The sequence below is a fragment of the Myroides sp. C1519 genome (genome assembly GCF_038039755.1).
Classification (GTDB): Bacteria; Bacteroidota; Bacteroidia; order Flavobacteriales; family Flavobacteriaceae; genus Flavobacterium; species Flavobacterium phaeum_A.
Genome location: NZ_JBBPHM010000010.1, coordinates 1 through 20,155, shown reverse-complemented (window position 1 = coordinate 20,155; position 20,155 = coordinate 1). Strand labels below are relative to the sequence as shown.

At 35.9% G+C, this 20,155-nt stretch carries 18 protein-coding genes; 7 read left to right on the top strand and 11 right to left on the bottom strand.

Features of this window, described 5'->3' with window-relative positions; genetic code table 11:
• Positions 1-10: 10 nt before the first annotated feature.
• Together AABL81_RS07245 and AABL81_RS13565 are read right to left on the bottom strand one after the other, a co-directional pair.
• A complete protein-coding gene (locus AABL81_RS07245; RefSeq protein ID WP_341340689.1) occupies positions 11-4,360 on the bottom strand; it encodes a CusA/CzcA family heavy metal efflux RND transporter in 4,350 nt (1,449 codons plus the stop codon).
• 82 nt (positions 4,361-4,442) lie between these two features.
• Positions 4,443-4,724: a DUF6660 family protein gene (locus AABL81_RS13565; protein WP_445929826.1), complete on the bottom strand. Its 282-nt coding sequence runs from the start codon at positions 4,722-4,724 to the stop codon at positions 4,443-4,445.
• Between the two features lie 289 nt (positions 4,725-5,013).
• On the opposite strand from AABL81_RS13565, the gene AABL81_RS07240 reads away from it, so the two are divergent.
• Both AABL81_RS07240 and AABL81_RS07235 read left to right on the top strand, forming a co-directional pair.
• On the top strand, positions 5,014-6,414 hold the full coding sequence (locus AABL81_RS07240) for an NAD-dependent succinate-semialdehyde dehydrogenase (protein ID WP_341340688.1): 1,401 nt from the start codon (positions 5,014-5,016) through the stop codon (positions 6,412-6,414).
• Between the two features lie 228 nt (positions 6,415-6,642).
• The gene (locus AABL81_RS07235) at positions 6,643-7,203 is read left to right on the top strand and encodes a Crp/Fnr family transcriptional regulator (RefSeq protein ID WP_341340687.1); all 561 of its coding nucleotides are present in this window, start codon (positions 6,643-6,645) and stop codon (positions 7,201-7,203) included.
• Positions 7,204-7,390: 187 nt separating this feature from the next.
• Here AABL81_RS07235 and tpiA read toward each other — a convergent pair whose 3' ends face one another.
• The 5 genes from tpiA to AABL81_RS07210 are packed head-to-tail and all read right to left on the bottom strand — an operon-like array spanning position 7,391 to position 11,515.
• Positions 7,391-8,146 (bottom strand): triose-phosphate isomerase, encoded by a 756-nt coding sequence (gene tpiA, locus AABL81_RS07230; protein ID WP_341340686.1) that lies wholly within the window; start codon positions 8,144-8,146, stop codon positions 7,391-7,393.
• Between the two features lies 1 nt (position 8,147).
• Positions 8,148-8,729, bottom strand: coding sequence for a TlpA family protein disulfide reductase (locus AABL81_RS07225; RefSeq protein ID WP_158211287.1), 582 nt, complete (start codon positions 8,727-8,729; stop codon positions 8,148-8,150).
• Positions 8,730-8,752: 23 nt separating this feature from the next.
• A complete protein-coding gene (locus AABL81_RS07220; protein ID WP_341340685.1) occupies positions 8,753-9,829 on the bottom strand; it encodes an ABC transporter permease in 1,077 nt (358 codons plus the stop codon).
• A gap of 12 nt (positions 9,830-9,841) precedes the next feature.
• Positions 9,842-10,942: a BT_3928 family protein gene (locus tag AABL81_RS07215; RefSeq protein WP_158211285.1), complete on the bottom strand. Its 1,101-nt coding sequence runs from the start codon at positions 10,940-10,942 to the stop codon at positions 9,842-9,844.
• A 27-nt stretch (positions 10,943-10,969) separates the two neighbouring features.
• Positions 10,970-11,515, bottom strand: a complete 546-nt coding sequence (locus AABL81_RS07210; RefSeq protein ID WP_090409586.1) for a DUF1599 domain-containing protein — start codon at positions 11,513-11,515, stop codon at positions 10,970-10,972.
• 124 nt (positions 11,516-11,639) lie between these two features.
• Here AABL81_RS07210 and folP point away from each other — a divergent pair, with 124 nt between their 5' ends.
• Together folP and AABL81_RS07200 are read left to right on the top strand one after the other, a co-directional pair.
• Complete coding sequence (gene folP / locus AABL81_RS07205; RefSeq protein ID WP_158211284.1) at positions 11,640-12,464, top strand: dihydropteroate synthase; 825 nt, start codon at positions 11,640-11,642, stop codon at positions 12,462-12,464.
• Positions 12,461-13,069 carry a hypothetical protein gene (locus AABL81_RS07200; protein ID WP_090409584.1) on the top strand — a complete coding sequence of 203 codons (609 nt, stop codon included), beginning with the start codon at positions 12,461-12,463 and terminating at the stop codon, positions 13,067-13,069. Before folP ends, AABL81_RS07200 begins: the two co-directional genes overlap by 4 nt.
• A gap of 34 nt (positions 13,070-13,103) precedes the next feature.
• Here the strand turns inward: AABL81_RS07200 and rlmH are convergent, their stop codons facing one another.
• Positions 13,104-13,577, bottom strand: coding sequence for a 23S rRNA (pseudouridine(1915)-N(3))-methyltransferase RlmH (rlmH, locus tag AABL81_RS07195; protein WP_158211283.1), 474 nt, complete (start codon positions 13,575-13,577; stop codon positions 13,104-13,106).
• A 165-nt stretch (positions 13,578-13,742) separates the two neighbouring features.
• Between rlmH and AABL81_RS07190 the strand changes: the two genes are divergently transcribed.
• Positions 13,743-14,060 carry a rhodanese-like domain-containing protein gene (locus AABL81_RS07190; protein ID WP_158211282.1) on the top strand — a complete coding sequence of 106 codons (318 nt, stop codon included), beginning with the start codon at positions 13,743-13,745 and terminating at the stop codon, positions 14,058-14,060.
• A 3-nt stretch (positions 14,061-14,063) separates the two neighbouring features.
• Positions 14,064-14,678, top strand: a complete 615-nt coding sequence (locus tag AABL81_RS07185) for a class I SAM-dependent methyltransferase (RefSeq protein WP_341340684.1) — start codon at positions 14,064-14,066, stop codon at positions 14,676-14,678.
• A gap of 70 nt (positions 14,679-14,748) precedes the next feature.
• Here AABL81_RS07185 and AABL81_RS07180 read toward each other — a convergent pair whose 3' ends face one another.
• Complete coding sequence (locus AABL81_RS07180; RefSeq protein ID WP_158211280.1) at positions 14,749-15,045, bottom strand: DUF6804 family protein; 297 nt, start codon at positions 15,043-15,045, stop codon at positions 14,749-14,751.
• 193 nt (positions 15,046-15,238) lie between these two features.
• Here AABL81_RS07180 and AABL81_RS07175 point away from each other — a divergent pair, with 193 nt between their 5' ends.
• The gene (locus AABL81_RS07175) at positions 15,239-15,640 is read left to right on the top strand and encodes a DUF2262 domain-containing protein (protein ID WP_158211279.1); all 402 of its coding nucleotides are present in this window, start codon (positions 15,239-15,241) and stop codon (positions 15,638-15,640) included.
• Between the two features lie 477 nt (positions 15,641-16,117).
• Here AABL81_RS07175 and AABL81_RS07170 read toward each other — a convergent pair whose 3' ends face one another.
• Entirely contained in the window at positions 16,118-18,994 is a 2,877-nt protein-coding gene (locus tag AABL81_RS07170; RefSeq protein ID WP_341340683.1) for a type I restriction endonuclease subunit R, read from the bottom strand.
• 107 nt (positions 18,995-19,101) lie between these two features.
• Positions 19,102-20,028: a tyrosine-type recombinase/integrase gene (locus tag AABL81_RS07165; RefSeq protein ID WP_090407278.1), complete on the bottom strand. Its 927-nt coding sequence runs from the start codon at positions 20,026-20,028 to the stop codon at positions 19,102-19,104.
• Positions 20,029-20,155: the final 127 nt, after the last annotated feature.

Below are 20,155 nucleotides of genomic sequence, written 5' to 3'. Positions count from 1 at the left end.
CGATGTTTGTTTATTGGTTTACTAAATAATGGAGTGTATTGTGGCTTAAATTGTACTGCAATACAGCTTCTAAATAATTGTTTTGAATTGTAAAAGCAGTTTCTGTTGACTGTATATATTCCACATAAGAAATATCTCCATTATTGTATTGCTTTCTTGCGTGGTCTTTGATGATAGCCGCATTTTTTAAAGCATTGTCTAAATAGTAATCAATCACTTTTTCTTGCGCTTGAATAATGTCTAACTGTTGTTGTACGGTTTCCTCTAATTGCTTGTGAATGTACTCTTTTTGCATGCTTACCTGTTGTACTTCATACTTCTTAGCCTTTATTTTTGAAGATTGACTGCCAAAGAAAAGGGGAATAGAAATACCTATGGAATAACTCGGAATGCGCAGGTCCTTGCCGTAATTGTCAATAAGTTGTCCGTTGCTCTCTACTGGTCCTGCTTCAGACTCAATATTGTAAGCTAAAGTAATATCAGGTAGTAGTGTAGCTTTCTCTAATTTGCGTTCTGCTTCAATAGACTCAATTTGCTTTGCTGCCAATTGCAAGGTGTTGTTCTGACTTAAATCTAAAGTAGAAAGCGGATTGTGTTTATCGTAATACAGTTCGGTTTCAGCAGGGATAAAGTCGTATGTGATATTGAGAAGTGCCTTTATTTTAGACTTTTCATTCTCAAGTACCGTTGCATTTTGCGTAATCATCACATTGATTTCTTGTTCTTTCGCAATAGCCACATTACTCTCCATTAACGTAGTTTCTCCCGTGTCATATCTCAACTTAGCAGACTTAGAAAAGTCTCTCAACAAAACTGCTTGTTCTTGTAATAACAGGTCTTTTGAAAGGGCAAACAAGATGTTCTCCCACGCTTGCTTCACGGCATATTCAGTAGCTATTACAGTACCTTGTTGTTGTAAAATAGCTGTTTCGTAATTTTTGTTTAACACCGCTTTCTTCTTACCATAGGTAAACGGACTAAAAGCTTGACTAACATTAACGCTAATGTCTTTTTGCCCTTTTCCGTTGAGGTAGCCAAAACCTGTTGTAACCTCTGTTTTCGCTAAGTCGTAACTGGTTTTAGTCATTTGTTTCTGACTTTGAACAGACAAATCAGCGGCTTTTATACCTTGGTTGTTTTCAAGTGCAATCTCCAAAGCTTGGTTTAGAGAAAGGCGTTTTACCTCTTGCGCATTTGCCCCTAAACTCACTAAAAGGAGAAGAGAACTAATGATTGTTGTGTTTGATTTCTGGCGAATACCAAACCCTTTTTCCTCGTAATAATAGATGATTGGCAAAACAATTAAGGTTAAGATAGTAGCAGAGATAAGTCCGCCTATCACAACGGTTGCTAATGGTTTTTGTACTTCTGCACCAGCACTTGTACTCAAGGCCATGGGCAAGAAACCTAAAGAAGCTACTGCCGCTGTAAGTAATACAGGGCGCAAGCGTATTTTAGTACCTTCAATTATTCTGTCGTATAAATTCATACCCTCTGCTTTTAGTTGATTAAACTGTCCGATTAAAACAATACCGTTTAAAACGGCTACTCCAAAAAGAGCAATAAATCCTACTCCCGCCGAGATGCTAAAGGGCATATCGCGCAGGTATAGTGCGGCTACTCCTCCAATAGCTGAAAGGGGAATAGCAGTGAAAATCATTAGCGACTGTTTGACTGATTTAAAGGTGAAGTACAGTAAAACAAAGATTAAAGCAAGGGCCATTGGCACAGCTACCATCAATCTGTTTTGTGCATCTACCAAGTTTTCAAATTGTCCGCCATACGTAATATAGTACCCATCTGGTAGGTTGAGGTGTTGGTCTAACTTGTCTTGAATGTCGTTTACCACACTTTTTACATCTCTTTCGCGCACGTTAAAACCTAACACAATACGTCTTTTTCCGTCTTCACGACTAATTTGTTGTGGACCATCTTCGTAAGCAACAGAGGCTATTTGTCCCAGTGGAATTTGCTGTCCGTTTGGCAGGGGAATAAACATATCTCTTAGGTTTGTAATGTCTTGACGGGCATCGTGGTCTAAGCGCACTACAACGTCAAAGCGCTTTTCTCCTTCATAGACAAAACCAGCTATTTCACCTGCATATCCTGCACGGACAATCTGACTGATATCTGAGATTTTTAAACCGTATAAGGCTAATTTGTCTTTGTCGTACTTAATAGATATTTGCGGAAGTCCCGTTACTCTTTCGAGTTTTGGACTAGCCACGCCGTTTACCGTTGTTATTAATCCGTTGATTTCATCTCCTATACTGGCTAAGCGGTCCAAGTCATCACCAAATACTTTGATGGCAACATCACTACGAACACCGGTCATTAGTTCGTTAAAGCGCATTTGAATAGGCTGTGAAAACTCAGTACTCACACCCGGAATCTCCTCTAAGGTTTCTTCCATTTTAGCAATCAGTTCTTCTTTTGTCTTTGCACTTACCCATTCTTTTTTGTCTTTTAAAACAATGATTACATCCGCAGCCTCCATTGGCATTGGGTCTGTTGGTATTTCGGCACTCCCAATTTTAGAGATAACCATCTTTACTTCCGGAAAGCGCTCTTTTAATAGTTGTTCTGCCTTGGTTGTTGTTTCTATTTCTTGTGATAGGGAACTCCCAGAAGATATGATGACGTGCGTCGCTAAATCGCCTTCATCAAGGGTAGGGATAAACTCACCACCCAAGCGACTAAAGACAAATAACGCCAAGGCGAAAAGTCCGAAGGCCACCACAAGCACCAAGCGTTTTATTTTAAAAGCACCTTCTAAAAGAGGCTTGTACCAACTGTATAGTTTATCAATCAGCTTGTCGCTGAAGTTTGGCTTTTCTTTTCCTGCTGTTTTAGATAAAAACACAGAAGATATCATCGGAACATAAGTTAGCGATAAGATAAAAGCACCTAAAATAGCAAAGGCTACGGTCATTGCCATTGGTCCAAACATCTTCCCTTCAATACCCGATAAGGCTAAAATAGGCAGGTAAACAATAAGGATAATGATTTCACCAAAAGAGGCACTGGTTCTTATTTTAGAGGCTGAACTAAAAACTTGTTCATCCATTTCAGATTGGGTTAGTTTGCGCTTATGACCACTGTGTAGTCGGTGTACAATGGCCTCTACAATGATAACAGCACCATCTACGATTAGTCCAAAGTCAATTGCCCCTAAACTCATTAGGTTACCACTCACGCCAAACAGGTACATCATCGAAATAGCAAATAATAAGGCTAAGGGGATTACAGAAGCTACAATAAGTCCGGCTCTCCAATTTCCCAATAGTAAAACAAGGACAAATACCACAATCAACGCACCTTCTACAAGGTTGGTTTGAATGGTACTCACCGTTTTATCAATCAACTTCGTTCGGTCAATAAACGGTTCGATAGCCACACCCTCAGGGAGTGTTTTCTCAATTTGTGTCATGCGCTCTTTTACTAATTGAACTACCTCTTGGGTATTGGCATCCTTTAGCATCATCACCATTCCGCTTACATCTTCGCCCTTTCCGTCTTTGGTTACAGCGCCATAGCGAATACTACTGCCGATTCTCACATCAGCCACATCGCGAATCAACACAGGGGTTCCGTTTACATTTTTGACAACGATGCGTTCAATGTCTTCCAAACTACCAATCATTCCAACACTTCGGATGAAGTAAGCATAAGGTTTCTTGTCGATATAAGCACCACCTGTATTTTCGTTATTAGCTTCTAAGGCATCAAATATCTCGATGATAGAAGTATCCATACTTTTCAATCGGTCTGGTTTAACGGCAACTTCATATTGCTTTAGTTGTCCGCCTAAGGTATTTACTTCAGCTACTCCTTTAACACCTACTAATTGTGGTTTGATAATCCAATCTTGTATGGTGCGCAGGTCCATACTATTGTATTGTTGCTCATAGCCCTCTTTGGCGTAAACAACATATTGGTATATCTCGCCCAAACCTGTACTCACAGGAGCAAGCTCTGGTTTTCCAACGCCTTTAGGAATTACTTCTTCCGCACTTTTTAATTTTTCTGATAGTTGTGCTCGTGCCCAATAGATGTCCGTTTTTTCTGTAAAGACAACGGTAATCACACTTAAGCCAAAGCGACTAATAGAGCGAAGTTCTGTGATATTCGGAATCGGCTTAATTGCTAATTCGATGGGATAGGTGATAAATTGTTCTACCTCTTGCGTAGCCAAAGTAGGAGAGGTAGTAATGATTTGTACTTGATTATTGGTAATATCAGGTTGTGTATCCATTGGCAAATTTACAGCAGCATACACGCCAAGTCCCACAAGGGCAAAGACGAATATTCCCACGATAAATTTGTTGCGGATACTAAAATGTATGATTTTATCTAACATTGTAGTATGGTTTAAATTAAGGTATAAAATGGCGGTATTCTACGCTTTCAAGAGAAAGAGTAAATACGCAACATAAGATTATTTATACCAGTAATTTAGGGGGCTGCCAGATAGAATAGACTAAATTATCGACCGATTTATGGTAAATAGAATTAACTTTGGAACTGATAGGAGTTGCCTCGAAAGTCAGTATTGACGTGGGTTTGGCAACAGTTAGTGATACGGCACAACAAGAACAGGCACACAAAGGAGAACACGCATCTTGATGAGGTGTATTGTCACTGTGTTGTTGTACGGTTGTCTGCTTAAAACTAAGTTCATTAGTAGAAACAATATGCTCATACTTATCTGCACACGGATACATACTAATCGCTATGAAGATAAGCGAGAGCAGTAGTGTTAGTATGTTGTTGCATTGTTTCATAGTACAAATGTAGAATATTTGACAAAAAAAGACGACAGAAAGAAAGGGTAATTCTTGTTTTTGCAATGCTGTTGCATTGTACGTTGTTCTAAATCACAAATCTGTTGCTGTGTTAATTATCACATTTTATGGATTATACATCACTGGTGGTTATTTTTAACATTATATAGGGTATAAAGTGATTTTAGATTAATTATATTAGTAAATACATTAAATTAAATAAATAGATATGAGTACACAGAATAAATCTAATATCAAAACAATAAATCCTACTACAGGAAAAGAAGAGAAAGTATTTGACGTAATGTCAGCTACAGAAATTGATCAAATCTTAACGAAAGCAGACGCAGCTTTTGACGGATGGAAAAGAACATCAATCAGCGAGCGTGCTAAGATTATTCACAAAGTAGCAGAAACTTTCCGCGCAAGAAAAGAAGAATTAGGTGCCTTAATTACTCGTGAAATGGGTAAATTATTAAAAGAAGGTATCGGAGAAGTATTGTTATGTGCAGACATCTTTGATTTCTACGCTACAAATGCAGAAAGCTTATTAGCAGACGAGAAAATCGAAACGCCATTTGGAGAAGCTTTCATCAGTAAAGAACCAATCGGTGTAATCTTAAGTGTACAACCTTGGAACTTCCCATTCTACCAAATTACAAGATCTGCAGGGCCAAACTTAATGGCTGGTAATACAATGGTATTAAAACACGCTTCTAATATTCCACAATGTGCTCAAATCATGGAGGACATCTTTATTGAATGTGGATTACCAGTAAACGTATATACAAACTTATTTGTACCAGGATCACAAATCGAAAAGATTATCGCTGACCCAAGAGTAAAAGGAGTTGCTTTCACAGGAAGTGAGTTTGCAGGAGCAAGTGTTGCTGAAGCGGCAGGTAAACACATCAAAAAAACAACGTTAGAGTTGGGAGGAAGTGATGCGTTTATCGTTTTAGAAGATGCTGATGTTAAAAAATCAATCAGAGGAGCTGTAGAAGGGCGTTTATGGAATGCAGGACAAGTATGTGTATCTCCAAAACGTTTAATTGTAAACAAGAACTTAGCAGATGAATTTATCGCTGGTGTTGTTGAAGCAGTTAAAGCAGCTAAAATTGGTGATCCATTAGAAGCAGATACACAAGTTGCACCATTGAGCAGTGAAAGAGCAAGAGAGGATGTTTTAGGACAAGTTCAGAAAGCTGTTGAACAAGGAGTTACTTTAGTTCACGGTGGAAAAAAATTAGATAGAGATGGATGGTTTATGGAACCAGCTATTTTAACAGGTATCACAAAAGAGATGGATATCTATTCTCAAGAGGTATTCGGACCTGTGTTTATGATTTATGTTGTTGAAAACGATGCTGAGGCAATTGCTTTAGCAAACGATACTCCTTACGGATTAGGAGGAAGTGTTTTCACAGAAAATAAAGAACACGGAATTGCAGTAGCGAGAGAGATTGTAACAGGAATGGTTTACATTAACCACGTTACAGGAATTGCTCCTGAGTTACCATTCGGAGGTACTAAACTTTCAGGATATGGTAGAGAGCAAGCGAAATATGGTATTCACGAATTTGTAAACGAAAAACTTATCCGTGTTACTGATATCGACAACGCGTATTAATTGTCAGTTTTATATACTACTTCTTAGAAAGTAGGATAAGAGAGGTTCTCATTGTTTTTTCAATGAGAACCTTTTTTTATAACCTATGTTAAACAACAAAACACAGTATATTCTCTTGTTTTAAAACGAAAAGGCTTCAAAATAAAAACACCTTTGATTACCAAGATGTTAAACATTATTGGTATATTAGAGTTACGAATAAAACAAGCTAATAAAAGAAAAAGTACTATGAATACACTCGTTAGGTTACTGGAACAATATGGTTACCTATCACCATTGTGTAAAGTTGCTTTAGAAGAAAACACCCAAATATTCTTTAAGCGAAAAGGAGACTTACTACTTCAGAAAGGGCATCAATCAGATAGTTTATATGTTATTGAAGAAGGAGCTGTACGCGGTTATTATCTATACGAAGGTAGAGAAGTAGACGTTTGGTATGCTTTTGAACACAGTATTTTAGGGGCAACTTATCAGATGTATAAGAGCAAGCCTTCCTTGGAGTATGTGCAATGTATAGAAGATTGTATTGTTTACGCTATTCCCAATCAAGTACTTTTGCGTTTTTACAGAGAATATCCAGAGTTGAATATGATTGCACGCCGTTTTACAGAGGACTATTGTATGCTTTTAGAAGAACGCGCTTATCAGTTGCAGTTAATGTCACCCGTACAGCGTTACTATCGTTTGTTGCGCAAGTTGCAAGAGAATATAGAACGTATATCAGAAAAGAATATCGCTTCATATTTAGGCATTCGGGAAGAGCAATTAAGTGAAATAAGAAGAATATAATGTAGCGCAAAAGCAAAGGGCAGGAGGGAGTGACATAAGCAGAAGTACACAATGCAAAGAGAAGGAGAGATAATTCGCCCAAGCCCTCATAAATCAGTAAGAAGACATATTACCGTTGAGGTATAAACATAAAAAAATAGGCTATCTGCAATTAGATAGCCTATTTTTTTATGATGAATAACTACAATTAGTTAGCAGCCTCAATAATAGCAATAAAATCATCTGCTACCAAAGCAGCACCACCGATAAGACCACCGTCAACATCAGTTTTAGAGAAGATTTCTTTTGCATTACTTGGTTTCACACTACCTCCGTAAAGGATAGACGTGTTTTCAGCAACGTTTTTGTCGTATTTTCTTTCAATCTCTTGACGGATGAAAGCGTGAATCTCTTGCGCTTGTTCAGGAGAAGCAGTTTCACCAGTACCAATAGCCCAAACTGGTTCGTAAGCAATTACGATATTTTTCCATTGGTCTTTAGACAAGTGGAATAACCCATCAGTCAATTGGTTAAAGATAACATTTAAGTATTGTTTGCTTTCTCTGTCTTTTAATTCCTCACCAATACAGAAAATAACACGCATATTATGTCTTAAAGCAGTGTTTACTTTATCAGCCAATACAGCGTCAGTTTCATTGAAGTAGTGTCTTCTTTCAGAGTGTCCAATGATTACCGTTTCAACCCCAACACTCAACAACATTTGAGCAGAGATTTCTCCTGTAAAAGCACCCCCTTCAGCTTGGTGCATATTTTGAGCAGCCACTTGAATGTTAGTACCATCTAAGTGAGCTACAGCACTTGCTAAGTTAGTGAAAGTTGGAGCAACGATTACTTCAACCTCTTTTCCACTTGGAAGTTTTGTTATAAGTTCGTCTAATAGAGTGTGCGTTTCTGAATATGTTTTGTGCATTTTCCAGTTACCCGCAACGATTGTGTGTCTCATATTATTGAATTTTGTTTAGTAATTCTTTAATTTCTTCAAAGTTCTTTTCTGTTGCATTATACAAAGCGATTTTACCGTCTTTACCAACAACAATATATCTTGGGATCCAGTTTAAGTCTAACGCTTTACCGAAATCACCTTTCATACCTTTACCTTCCATTGAGAAGTAGTGTTCTCCTTCAATTTCGTGTTTCTTAATAGCCTCTTTCCAAGAGTCTTGAGTTTTATCTAACGACAAGTTTAAGAAAACCACGTTAGTAAACTCTTTTTTGATTTCTTGCATAGTCGGTACAGCCTTGATACAATCAGGACACCAAGCTGCCCATACGTCAATTAGTACAACTTTATCTTTGTACTGTGCTAATATTTGTTCTAAGTTGATGAATTTACCATCTAAGCCAACAAACTCTTGTTTTAAAGCTCTTTCAGCAAACACAGTTGTGTCTTTTGCTACTTCTTCTGTTTTTGCTGTTTCAGCTTGTTGCTCCACTTCATTTGTAATTTCTTCTGTCGTTACCGTTTTCTGATTACAAGAAGCGAATGAAATAGCCGCGAATGCTAAAGCGATTACTGTTTTTCTCATGGGGTTATTTCTATTTTAAAAAGTTAGTTTAATTTAACTCGAGGGTCTAAATACGCATAAATCAAATCTACTAAAATTGTAATGATTACAAAAGAAGTAGCGATGATAAGTACCGCCCCCATAATGACCGGAAGGTCTAATGTATTCAACGCATCTACAATTTCTTTGCCAAGGCCATTCCAACCAAAGATGTACTCCACAAATACCGCTCCTGCTAACATAGAGGCAAACCAACCTGAAAGGGCAGTTACCACTGGGTTTAAGGAGTTTTTCAACGCGTGTTTACGGATAATTTTACTCGTGCTTAATCCCTTTGCTTTAGCTGTTCGGATGTAATCTTGAGACAACACCTCTAACAGGGTATTACGCATTAATTGAATCACAACAGCAAGGGGTCTAATCCCTAATACAATAGACGGTAGAATGGCATTTTTTAAAGCTAAATGTCGGCCTGTACCCAAGTCGTCAACTTCATACAAGCTCCCTGTCATCGGTAAATGGGTGTATTTGTGTAATACATAACCGAATATCCAGGCAAATAAAATAGCACTAAAAAAAGAGGGGATACTCATTCCAAACGTACTGATAATTGCAATACTCTTGTCTATCCACGTATTCTTAAACAAGGCAGATATGATTCCTAAAAACACCCCAACCACTAAGGCGATTGCGATAGCTAAAGAAGCTAATAACACCGTATTAGGCAAGGTATCTGCCAAGATGCTACTCACTTTTTTACCACTTTTCTGAAAGCTCTCTCTCAAATAAGGTGTTTTTGCCATTACAGAATAGCTCCCTGTGTTAAGCAAGGTTACTCCAGTATATTTATCATCTGTGTTAAAGCTGTAGTCATCAGCCGTATTACTGTGCACAGAAATAGGAGATAAGTCGTTTAGATACAACACATATTGTTTACTAATCGGCTGGTCAAAACCATATTTCTTTTTAATAGCCAGCAATTGTTCAGAGTTCTCATTTTGGTCAAGCATCATTCTCGCCGGATCACCTGGCAATACGTTGAACAAAAAGAACACCACTGTAACTACACCAAAAAGGGTAAAAAAAGCGTAAAGCAGTTTTTTAAGGAAATAGCTTAACAAGATTGTTTTATGTTATTTAAGGGTTACTTTTTCTCTGTCGTTCCAGTGTTTTTTCTCTACAATTACGCCATTTTCAAGGACAACGATACTTGGATTACCGCGTTCGATAGTCTTTAAAGTCGTACCATCACAAGAGTAGAAGTCAAAAGGCAAGTTGTATTTCTTTTGAACATCTTCCACCAAGTTTTGAGCAGAGGCAGACATACCCGCTACGATGTATCCGTTGACAATCGCTTTATTAGCAAAGTCCTTCATCGCCTCTAAACCTTTTTCGTCAGCGCGCGTTAAGTCGTAAGCAATAATCCACACTAACTTAGGTTCAGCAAGCATTTCACCAAGGAAATCCTCACCATCTTTATCCATAGACAAGTCGTGAATAGCCGGTTGGAAACCTTCAGAAATAAGTTTGTCTTCTCTTCTGATAAACTTAGCTCCTTCAGGCAGTTTAGTTAATTCTTTATCGCTAAACTTGCGTTCCTCACCGTTTACGTCATAGTAGAATGACATCTCGTAAACCGCACGCGGTGCGTCTTCCGGAATCTCCATTCCCTTCATGATGTCAGTACCTACTTTATATGCTCTAAAGTCTTTCAAAGGCAAGTGATTTAACACCCAATACCCCATAAAACCACTCAATACCAATGAAGCGAATACAAGAGTACCATTTGTTTTACCAGGGAATAAAGGTTGTACCACCTCTCTATCTCTTAAGATGATTAAAAGCAAGACTAACAACACCACATCTTTGGTAAACGAGCCCCAAGGCGTTAGTGCAATTGCATCTCCAAAACATCCACAATCAGTTACTTTGTTGTAATAAGCAGAGTAAAAAGTTAGGAATGTAAAGAATATAATCATTAAAAAAAGCAAAGTCAAAGTCCACTTGCGCTTGTATCCTACCAATAAAGCCACCCCTAATACCACTTCAGCAATAACCAATACAACGGCTAAAGCAACAGCATAAGGAATTAGAAAAGGTAAGTTTAAAACAGCCTCAGAGAAGTATTCTTCCAATTTATAAGAAAACCCCATTGGGTCATTTAACTTAACTAATCCTGACAAGATGAATAAAACACCTACAAATATGCGCGATAGTTGAGCAATGATTTTCATAATTTAATGATTGTTTAAAAAACGTTATTATTGATTAGCAACGTCTAAGTGAATTAAAGCAAACACAGAATAATTAAGCATATCCTGGTAATTCGCAGCAATTCCTTCAGACACTAATGTCTTTCCTTTGTTATCTTCAATTTGTTTAACGCGCAATAATTTTTGCAAGATTAAATCCGTTAAAGAGCTCACGCGCATTTCTCTCCAAGCCTCACCATAATCGTGATTCTTGTTTTCCATTAACGCCTTTGTCTCCGCAATTTTCTCATCGTACAATTTAATTGCCTCCTCACTTGACAAGTCAGGTTGCGTTGCTACGCCTTTCTCTAAATTGATAAGTGCCATAACGCAATAGTTGATAATACCAATAAACTCTGGCATTTCACCCTCATCCACTTTGCGCACTTCATTTTCTTGAATACTTCTAATGCGTTGTGCTTTAATAAATATTTGATCCGTCAAAGAAGGTAAACGTAAAATTCGCCAAGCACATCCATAATCGTGCATTTTTTTCTGGTATAAATCCCTGCAGATGGCAATTACTTGGTCAAATTGAGTAGAAGTAGTATTCATTTGAATTATATTTGTGTAATATTTTTCCAAAAATAGTAATAATACTAACCCTTTGAAAGAGGGAAAGTGTTTTTGGAGCGTAATAATATATAAAAATACGAAAAAAAGTAAGGTATTGAGCGGAATGACAATAAATTGTAAAGGAGAATTGGTTGATTTGAGTTCTCCAAAAATAATGGGGATTCTAAACATCACTCCCAATTCTTTTTATGACGGAGGAAAGTACAAGTCCGATGCGGCATTTCTAAAACACGCAGAAGAAATGATTGCGCAAGGGGCAGACTTTATTGATGTAGGCGCTTATTCAAGTAAACCAAGTGCTGAGTTTGTCAGTGAACAAGAAGAAATACAGCGCATCGTTCCGATTGTAGCGATGTTGCAAAAGGAGTTTCCAACTACCCATTTATCCATAGACACATTCAGAGCAGCAGTAGCAAAGGCAACAGTAGAAGCAGGTGCGGCAATAGTAAATGATATTGCAGCAGGCCACTTAGACGAGGCAATGCTTGAAACAGTAGGACAGTTGCAAGTGCCTTATATTATGATGCACATGCGCGGAACCCCACAAACCATGCAATCGCTGACTGCCTATAGTGATTTGGTCAAAGAAGTAAAGCTATACTTTGCAGAACGCGTTGCTAAAGCCCGTGAACACAAGATTAACGACATCATTTTAGACCCCGGTTTTGGGTTTGCAAAAACCTTAGAGCAGAATTACGAACTAATGGGTAAGATGGAATTACTATCTTCGTTTGACCTACCGCTATTAGTTGGGATATCGAGAAAGTCAATGATTTATAAACTGTTAGACATCACAGCACAAGAGGCGTTAAACGGAACTACCGTATTAAACACCATTGCGCTACAAAAAGGAGCCAATATTTTGCGCGTTCACGATGTTAAGGAAGCAGTACAAACAAGAGAAATATTAAAACAGATAATTAAATGAAAAAGCTATTATTGCTAATTCCTGCTTTGATACTATTAGGCAGTTGCAATCGAAAAGAAATGCACATTCCTCGTGCAGGTTTTACAGTAGAAGAGGGAGTGGAAGACCATTCGCCTATTTATTTTGAAACAGGAGAAGAAGGTAAGAGCTTTGAATTAATCGAAGCCAACAGAATTAGCGGTACAAATTACATCGTTTCTGTGCAACGCGATTTGAATGTAAAAGACGTATTGACGGAGATTAAGCGCATCAAAGACCACAAGTACAACGAAGAAAACATGCACAAAGATGAAAAAGGTGTGTTTTTAAGCTATGCGGATACGGTGAGCAAACACTTGTCATTCTTTCCAATTAAGGAGTTAGACTACGGATTCGTAGGACCAACAACGATGGCAAACGTGGTGTATGTAAAAGATGCAAACACTATTTTGTTTGAAGGAAATGCAGTGTCTAAAGACCAATTAGTACAAGCAATTCAAGACCGCGACAGCGTTCAGTTAGGATTCAATAAAGACCTGACATTTGAACAATACCTACAAACGCGTATTTTCTTAGTTGAAAAAGAAGTACAAGACAAATTTGCTAAGACAGATTTAATCTACTAAAAATATAAAAGCCTGTTGAAAAACAGGCTTTTTTTTATTGATGGTGATACGGTTCATTGCGCAAAATTGTAAACCCGCGATAAATCTGTTCTATGATAAACAAGCGAATCATTTGGTGAGAAAACGTCATGCGAGAAAGCGATATCTTTCCCTTTGCATTTTTGTACACATCTTCAGAGAAACCATAAGGTCCACCAATGACAAACACCAAGGTTTTAATCCCTGCATTCATTCTTTTTTGCAATTCTTCAGAAAAGCCAACACTGCTAAATTCCTTTCCATTTTCATCCAACAAAACCAAGAAATCAGTAGGCGTTATTTTAGATAAAATAAGTTCCCCTTCCTTTTGTTTTTGTTGAGCCTCCGACATATTCTTCGAATTTTTGATATCCGGAATAACCTCCAAGTCAAACTTGACGTAAAACGACAGGCGTTTAGTGTATTCATCCATTAATGTCTGTAGCGGTTTACTATCCGTTTTTCCTATGGCAATTAACTTGATATTCATTCGTGTATTTTTTGCAAAAGTATGTTTTTTATTTTTTTCTGTAAAATGCCATTGCCTTTTTCCGCTTAAGCAGCCAAAATGCTGTGAAACTTCCGTTCTGTGTAACCTAAGTTACACTCTATAGGAATAGGTGAGTGTATTTTTGCAATCTAAAATTGTAGCACAATGTTTGATTTTATTAAAAAAGTAGCAGGTTTTGGTTCAAATGACGAATTAGAACAATACATCAAAGGCGGAGCATTATTAGTAGATGTACGCACACAAGGGGAATTTAACGATGGTTCTGTAACCGGAGCAATCAATATTCCGTTAGACACTTTAGAAAGACAATTAAACAAATTGCCAAAAGACAAAGCAATTGTTGTATTCTGCCGTAGTGGAATGCGCAGTGGACAAGCAAAGCAGGTGTTAAACAACAACGGATACGAGCAAGTAATCAATGGAGGTTCTTGGCAAAATGTAGCAAAAAGCGTAAACAAATAAACGATGAGCAATTTTTGGGACAACCGATATAAAGAAGAAGTTTACGCGTATGGCACAACGCCTAATCGCTTTTTTGAACAAGCGCTAAGCGAGTTGCCACAAGTAGGCACAGTATTATTAGCTGCAGAAGGAGAAGGGCGAAACGCTGTATTTGCAGCTCAACAAGGGTGGACTGTTTCCGCATTTGATATGAGTGTAGAAGGACAAAAGAAAGCCTTGCAGTTAGCACAAGACAGGGGAGTAGTGATTAACTACTTAGTATCTACTGTCAAAGAAATTGATCTTGACAGAAGAGAGTTTGACACATTGGGGTTAATCTTTGCCCACTTTCCAGAAGAATACAGACGCATGTATCACCGCAAATTGGCACAAGCTGTAAAAAAAGGAGGTACGCTAATCTTAGAGGGCTTTAGCAAACAGCACAAAGCCAAACAAGAGCAGAATCCCGCTGTTGGTGGCCCGGGAGAAGTAAGTATGTTATTTGACCTTGCTGAGTTAAAAGAAGACTTTCAAGACTTCACCTTTACCTTAGCCGAAGAGCAAGTAGTAACATTACAAGAAGGGCAATTTCACCTTGGCGAAGCAGCCGTAATTCGTTTAATCGGCGTTAAACAATAATCCATAACTACTATTTATAAAAAAATCCTTTTAGAGCGTTTTCTAAAAGGATTTTTTTATACCCTATAATTTACTTTTTAAAGATGTTCTTCTTGTTCATCGTAAACAACAAACCTACGGCCACTACTACATCTACAATATTCCACAGCGTTCTACCCAGGGCAATTTTAAAGAACGGTTGAAATAGCAATGCCAAAGCACCAAAGAGAATCATTTCATTCTGATTATTTCTCTTGTTGGCCATAAAGGCTAAATACCCAAAACCGATGAATGCAATAAAACGAACTAATTCAAAGAAACCATACGGCAAGGGAAGTAAGCAGAGCAACAAGATAACAGCTAAAAGTATTTTGATTGTTTTTTCCATACTATTTATTGTTTTTAGATATAGTTAAAGTACAATTTATAAAAGCAATACACAAGAGGCACATTGTAACGCTACATTGGATTTGTCGTTTTTTTTGTGAGAAAAGATAAAACTACTGTTTCTCTCTTTTGTATTAGAAGTATATTTGTATGCGTAAGAGATACAGAACGCTAATTAATAAAATATATTATTTATGACAATTACAGCAAAGGATTTTGAAGTAGCAGATTACGATCAAGACGTATTACAAATGGACTTAGCCCACGGAGAAGAGGAGATCACCATTGCTATTCACAATATGGATGACAATTTAGACGGATTGTTAGCCGATGTAAATACGATTGTAAGTGATTTACAGGCATTTGATCAGAGAGGGAAGAGATTAATTGTAGATGAGCTTTACGATGCTTATAACGAAGACGGATCTATTACGGATGAAGCATTTATGCAGGGGCTTAATTTAATTTCATTGTATTTCACGGGAGATACAGCGGTTGAGTTTATGTATGAAGGAGGAGATTTATTTGGCGGACATTTTTTAACGATAGAAATGGCTAACGGACAGTTTGACGATGGTGTTTGCATCGATGGTTAATTGTTAGTACATCATAAAATTACAAAAGCCTTTCAATGAAAATTGAAGGGCTTTTTTTAATTTCTTAGTAATTTATTTTTTTGAAAGGCAACAGAATATGAACAAGCGATAATGTTGTTATTCTTATTTGTGTTTTTATCGGGAACGAATACACCACTGTTTAGTACTTCTTCGGAAAATGAGGGTGTTTTGCGAAGGATTCTTGCACTATTGCAAAGCCGTTCCAAAGAAAGAAGCGAATATTATTTGTATGTTATTGATATTCAGAATTTAGGGTGTTTGTATGTAGGTAGGCTTTTATTAGGTAGAATCACATAATAAATAGGGAGTAAACAAAATATTTTTCTTTAAGATGGTAAGAAAGATTATGTTTCAGTGTTAGAAATAGTTGATTAATATAATATGGTTATAAAAAGACATTATTAATCACTTTTTATAACCATTATAATACTGTTTTTTTATCTGAATGCATTGAGTTTAATGTCCTGTAAAACCATTTATAAAAGTATCTACAAATCCTATTATTTTTCCTAATATACGGTCTCCTGTTTCTTTGAATTTAAGTACACTCGGTTTGCCTTCTTTTCTTAAACTAAGTAAGTCGTCTCTTAGAGGTTCTCGTTCAGAAAATAGGAAGTTCTCTATTAGTTTTTCAGTTTGATCTTTATACAAGTTTTCCGTTTCAACTAAATTTTCAAGGGCAGATTGTTGTTCTTTAACCCAAAACTTATCAAATTCTTCTGTAATTGTATCTGTATCTTCAATCAAAGGTAAATTCTCTTGAATAAATTTTTCAATTAATTCTCGTTTACTCCTCAAAGAAACTTCTGTATTTAATAAATTAGATATTTCCTTTTCAATAGCTTCTTTGTCTTTGGTAGTTTGCTTTGATTTGAATGTAATTAATAGTTGAAGGATGTAAGTAACATTAATTGTATCTCGTCTTATTAATTCTAATTCAAAGTCAATATCATTTAGAATTGATGTTTTTTCAGGTGTAGCTGTATCCTTATTTAATTTTTCTTTTAAATCTAAGTATTTACTTGTGTAGTCAGCAAATAATTGTTCTTCTATCTCTAAGTCTTCCCAGTTAAATTCTGTGAAGTGAGTCATTTTTTTGTGCAGTCGAATCAATGCACGAAATGCTAAGATAAATTTTAATCGTTCTTCTTCAGAATATAAACCATCTACTGCGTCAACTTCAGGAACAATTTCAATAAGTTTTTGAGTTGCCTCATTAAACTTGTCAACATAGATTTCATAAGGTTCTACAATAATTTCATCAATCGCTTCTTTGTTGCTAAATAGTGCAATTGCCTGATCTGTTTTTTCTTTTAGATTTCTAAAACACACAATATTTCCTTGTGTTTTATTTTTGTCTAACGTTCTATTGGTACGACTAAAAGCTTGTATAAGTCCGTGATATTGTAGGTTTTTATCAACATATAATGTATTTAGGTATTTACTGTCAAACCCAGTTAAAAACATATTTGCTACTAAGAGAATATCAGTTTCATTTTGTTTGGACTTTTTAGCTACTGCATTGTAATAGTTATAAAAACCTTCTGTGTCTTTTATATTTTGTTTTTCGCCAAATTGTTCGTTAAAGTCTTCAACGTAATTTTCTAATAGTTCTCGGCGATGAGGTACGTAATTTATTTTATATTCAGAAGGAGCCTCTGCAGCAATATTTAGTTGGTTTACAACTTGTTCTTCCATTTCTTCTTCATTCTGAGCAAAACTAAAAATAGTAGCAATCTTTAGATTGTGTTCTCCTTCTTTTTTCTTCTTTTTAAAAATTTCATAATACTGAATTACAGAATCAATGTCTTGTACACACATCATTGCACAAAACTTTTTGTTTTGTGTTTTTTGGTTGTGGTATTGGACAATATAATCAACGATAGCCTCTTTACGTTGAGGAGCTTCATAAACTTCTGTTTCATTAATTTGTTCAACTTTTAAATCAATGATATGCTCTTTCTTTTTAAACGTTTGTATATACTCGACAGAAAATTTCAATACATTTTCATCGCGAATAGCATCAGTAATTACATATTTATGTAAGCAATTTCCAAAAAGACTTGCAGTTGTTTTTTCTCCATTAGCATTCTCAGCTAATATTGGTGTTCCTGTAAAACCAAATAGTTGAATGTTTGTAAAATATTGAACAATGTTTCTGTGTGTATCTCCAAATTGAGAACGGTGACATTCATCAAAAATAAATACCATTCGCAACGCTTTGATGGATTTCATTTTTGATACATTTCTACCCGAAATGGCATTATTTAATTTCTGTATTGTGGTTACAATGATATGTACATTAGGGTCAATGAATTTTTTAATCAAATCATCTGTGTTAGTAGCAGAACTTACAGAACCTTTGCTAAACTTGTCGTATTCTTGATTTGTTTGATAATCTAAATCTTTACGGTCAACAACAAATACTACTTTCTTTATAGCTGGTATTTTGGATAAAATTTGACTGGCTTTAAAACTCGTTAAGGTTTTTCCACTTCCTGTGGTATGCCAGATATATCCATTTTTCTCAATGTTATAACCATTTAGAATCTCATTTTCAGTTACTTTTTTTATAATACTCTCTACTGCATAGTATTGATAGGGACGAAGTACCATCAAACGTTTATCAGTTTCATTGAGTACGATATATTTACAAATCATTTTACTGACGTGGCAAGGTTCTAAAAAACGATCAGTAAAGCCATTTAAAACATTGTTTAATGGATTATTTAACTCGTCTGTCCAATGAAATGTTTGTAGGAATTCAGGAGTGTGAGTTCCAAAATTACTGTAATATTTGGTGTTTATTCCGTTGCTTATAATAAATAGTTGTACATATTGAAATAATGCTTTACCAGAACCATAGCTGTGTTTTTGGTATCTGTTTATTTGATTAAAAGCTTCTTTTAATTCAAGGCCCCTTCTTTTTAACTCAATTTGAACAAGAGGTAGACCGTTTATCAATATTGTAACATCGTATCGATTGACATATTTTCCTTCTTGTGTAACTTGATTTGTAACCTGATATTCATTTTGACACCAGTGTTCTGTATTTAAAAATTCAAAATATAGATTTTCACCATTATCTTTTATGATATGGTGTTTCATTTCTCGCAATGTCTTTGCTTTTTCAAATACAGAGCCTTTCGTAAGTATGTTTAAAACCTTTTCGAACTCGCTATCGCTAAACTGAATGCGATTGTGTTTTTCTAATTGAGATTTTAAGTTACCTATTAAAGATTTTTCGTCATTAATAGAAATATATTTATAGCCCAATTTCTGTAATTGGACTAATAACTGCTCTTCTAAAAACTGTTCAGACTGCTTGCTCAAAATAATTATGAATTAGGAGTTTAAAACGTGAATATTTGATTTGTAAACAAATTTAACAAAATAAAGAGATTTGTCTTCATTTCTCCTAATCCATAATCATATTTATTTTATCTTAAATTTTTGAACATTTGTTCTATCGCTTTTTTCTTTTGTTCCATATTGGGATGAACATATAAATTAAGCGTTGTGCTTATATTGGAATGCCCTAAAAGGACACTAACTGTTTTATAATCACAGTTGCTTTCAATACATCTTGTAGCAAAACTATGTCTTAAGCCATGGAATTTTAATTCAGGCATATTAAGTTCACTCATTAATTTTTTATAATAACTGCGGTATGTACGTGGTTCGGTAGGTTTAGCGTCGTTTGTTAATACGAAAAAAGTTGAATTAACGATTTTCTTAAAAGGTTTAAGTATTCTTAGTAAGTCTTTACTGATAGGAATTTCACGGATAGAGTTTTTTGTTTTTGGGGTATCTAATATGAGCTCTGTTTTTCTCACTCCGTTTTCTATTACATAAATGCGTTGAATAGTTCTATTAATGCTTATAACACCATTATCTGTATCAATGTCTTCCCAAGTTAGGGCACATACTTCTCCGATGCGTATTCCGGCGCTTAAACAGATATAAACGCCGAGGTTTTTAAAGGTAAAGTGTTCTTGGATGTAGTTCATTATTTTTTTCTGATCGGCTCTACTCAATACTTCTAAATTTTGTTTGTCACGTTCGGTGGGGAATTGTATGTCAAAGGGGGTATAGCTTAACCATTTATTTTTTGCTCCAAACTTCAAGACCATTTTTAAAACAATCAATATGTCTTTAATTGTTTTATGACTTAAGCCTGCTTCTAACTTTTGGAGGACAAACTTCTGAACATCGGCTTCTTCTATTTCGTATTGTTCTCCAAAGGTTGGTAATAAATGATTTTCAATCAGAAGTGTATAAGCTGAGAAACTGGATTTTTTAACGTATTGTTTTTTGTCTAATTTCCATAATTCAGCTACTTCTGAAAGTCTTTTTTGTTTATTCATATTGTTTTAAATTTTTAGAATGTCAAAGAAAGACAATTAAGGAGATTTAATCACCCAGATAGCTTCGGTTTTAAGGTTCCTAATTTGAGATTCCCAGGATTTGAGGGGGAATGGGAGACTAAGACGC

Excerpts from the sequence above, each read along its gene's own strand:
- AABL81_RS13565 (WP_445929826.1), bottom strand. The coding sequence starts at position 4,724 with ATGTATCCGTGTGCAGATAAGTATGAGCATATTGTTTCTACTAATGAA.
- AABL81_RS07175 (WP_158211279.1), top strand. The coding sequence starts at position 15,239 with ATGACAATTACAGCAAAGGATTTTGAAGTAGCAGATTACGATCAAGAC.
- AABL81_RS07235 (WP_341340687.1), top strand. The coding sequence starts at position 6,643 with ATGAATACACTCGTTAGGTTACTGGAACAATATGGTTACCTATCACCA.
- AABL81_RS07200 (WP_090409584.1), top strand. The coding sequence starts at position 12,461 with ATGAAAAAGCTATTATTGCTAATTCCTGCTTTGATACTATTAGGCAGT.
- AABL81_RS07210 (WP_090409586.1), bottom strand. The coding sequence starts at position 11,515 with ATGAATACTACTTCTACTCAATTTGACCAAGTAATTGCCATCTGCAGG.
- AABL81_RS07240 (WP_341340688.1), top strand. The coding sequence starts at position 5,014 with ATGAGTACACAGAATAAATCTAATATCAAAACAATAAATCCTACTACA.
- rlmH (WP_158211283.1), bottom strand. The coding sequence starts at position 13,577 with ATGAATATCAAGTTAATTGCCATAGGAAAAACGGATAGTAAACCGCTA.
- AABL81_RS07190 (WP_158211282.1), top strand. The coding sequence starts at position 13,743 with ATGTTTGATTTTATTAAAAAAGTAGCAGGTTTTGGTTCAAATGACGAA.
- AABL81_RS07165 (WP_090407278.1), bottom strand. The coding sequence starts at position 20,028 with ATGAATAAACAAAAAAGACTTTCAGAAGTAGCTGAATTATGGAAATTA.
- tpiA (WP_341340686.1), bottom strand. The coding sequence starts at position 8,146 with ATGAGACACACAATCGTTGCGGGTAACTGGAAAATGCACAAAACATAT.
- AABL81_RS07215 (WP_158211285.1), bottom strand. The coding sequence starts at position 10,942 with ATGAAAATCATTGCTCAACTATCGCGCATATTTGTAGGTGTTTTATTC.
- AABL81_RS07185 (WP_341340684.1), top strand. The coding sequence starts at position 14,064 with ATGAGCAATTTTTGGGACAACCGATATAAAGAAGAAGTTTACGCGTAT.
- AABL81_RS07180 (WP_158211280.1), bottom strand. The coding sequence starts at position 15,045 with ATGGAAAAAACAATCAAAATACTTTTAGCTGTTATCTTGTTGCTCTGC.
- folP (WP_158211284.1), top strand. The coding sequence starts at position 11,640 with ATGACAATAAATTGTAAAGGAGAATTGGTTGATTTGAGTTCTCCAAAA.
- AABL81_RS07245 (WP_341340689.1), bottom strand. The coding sequence starts at position 4,360 with ATGTTAGATAAAATCATACATTTTAGTATCCGCAACAAATTTATCGTG.
- AABL81_RS07225 (WP_158211287.1), bottom strand. The coding sequence starts at position 8,729 with ATGAGAAAAACAGTAATCGCTTTAGCATTCGCGGCTATTTCATTCGCT.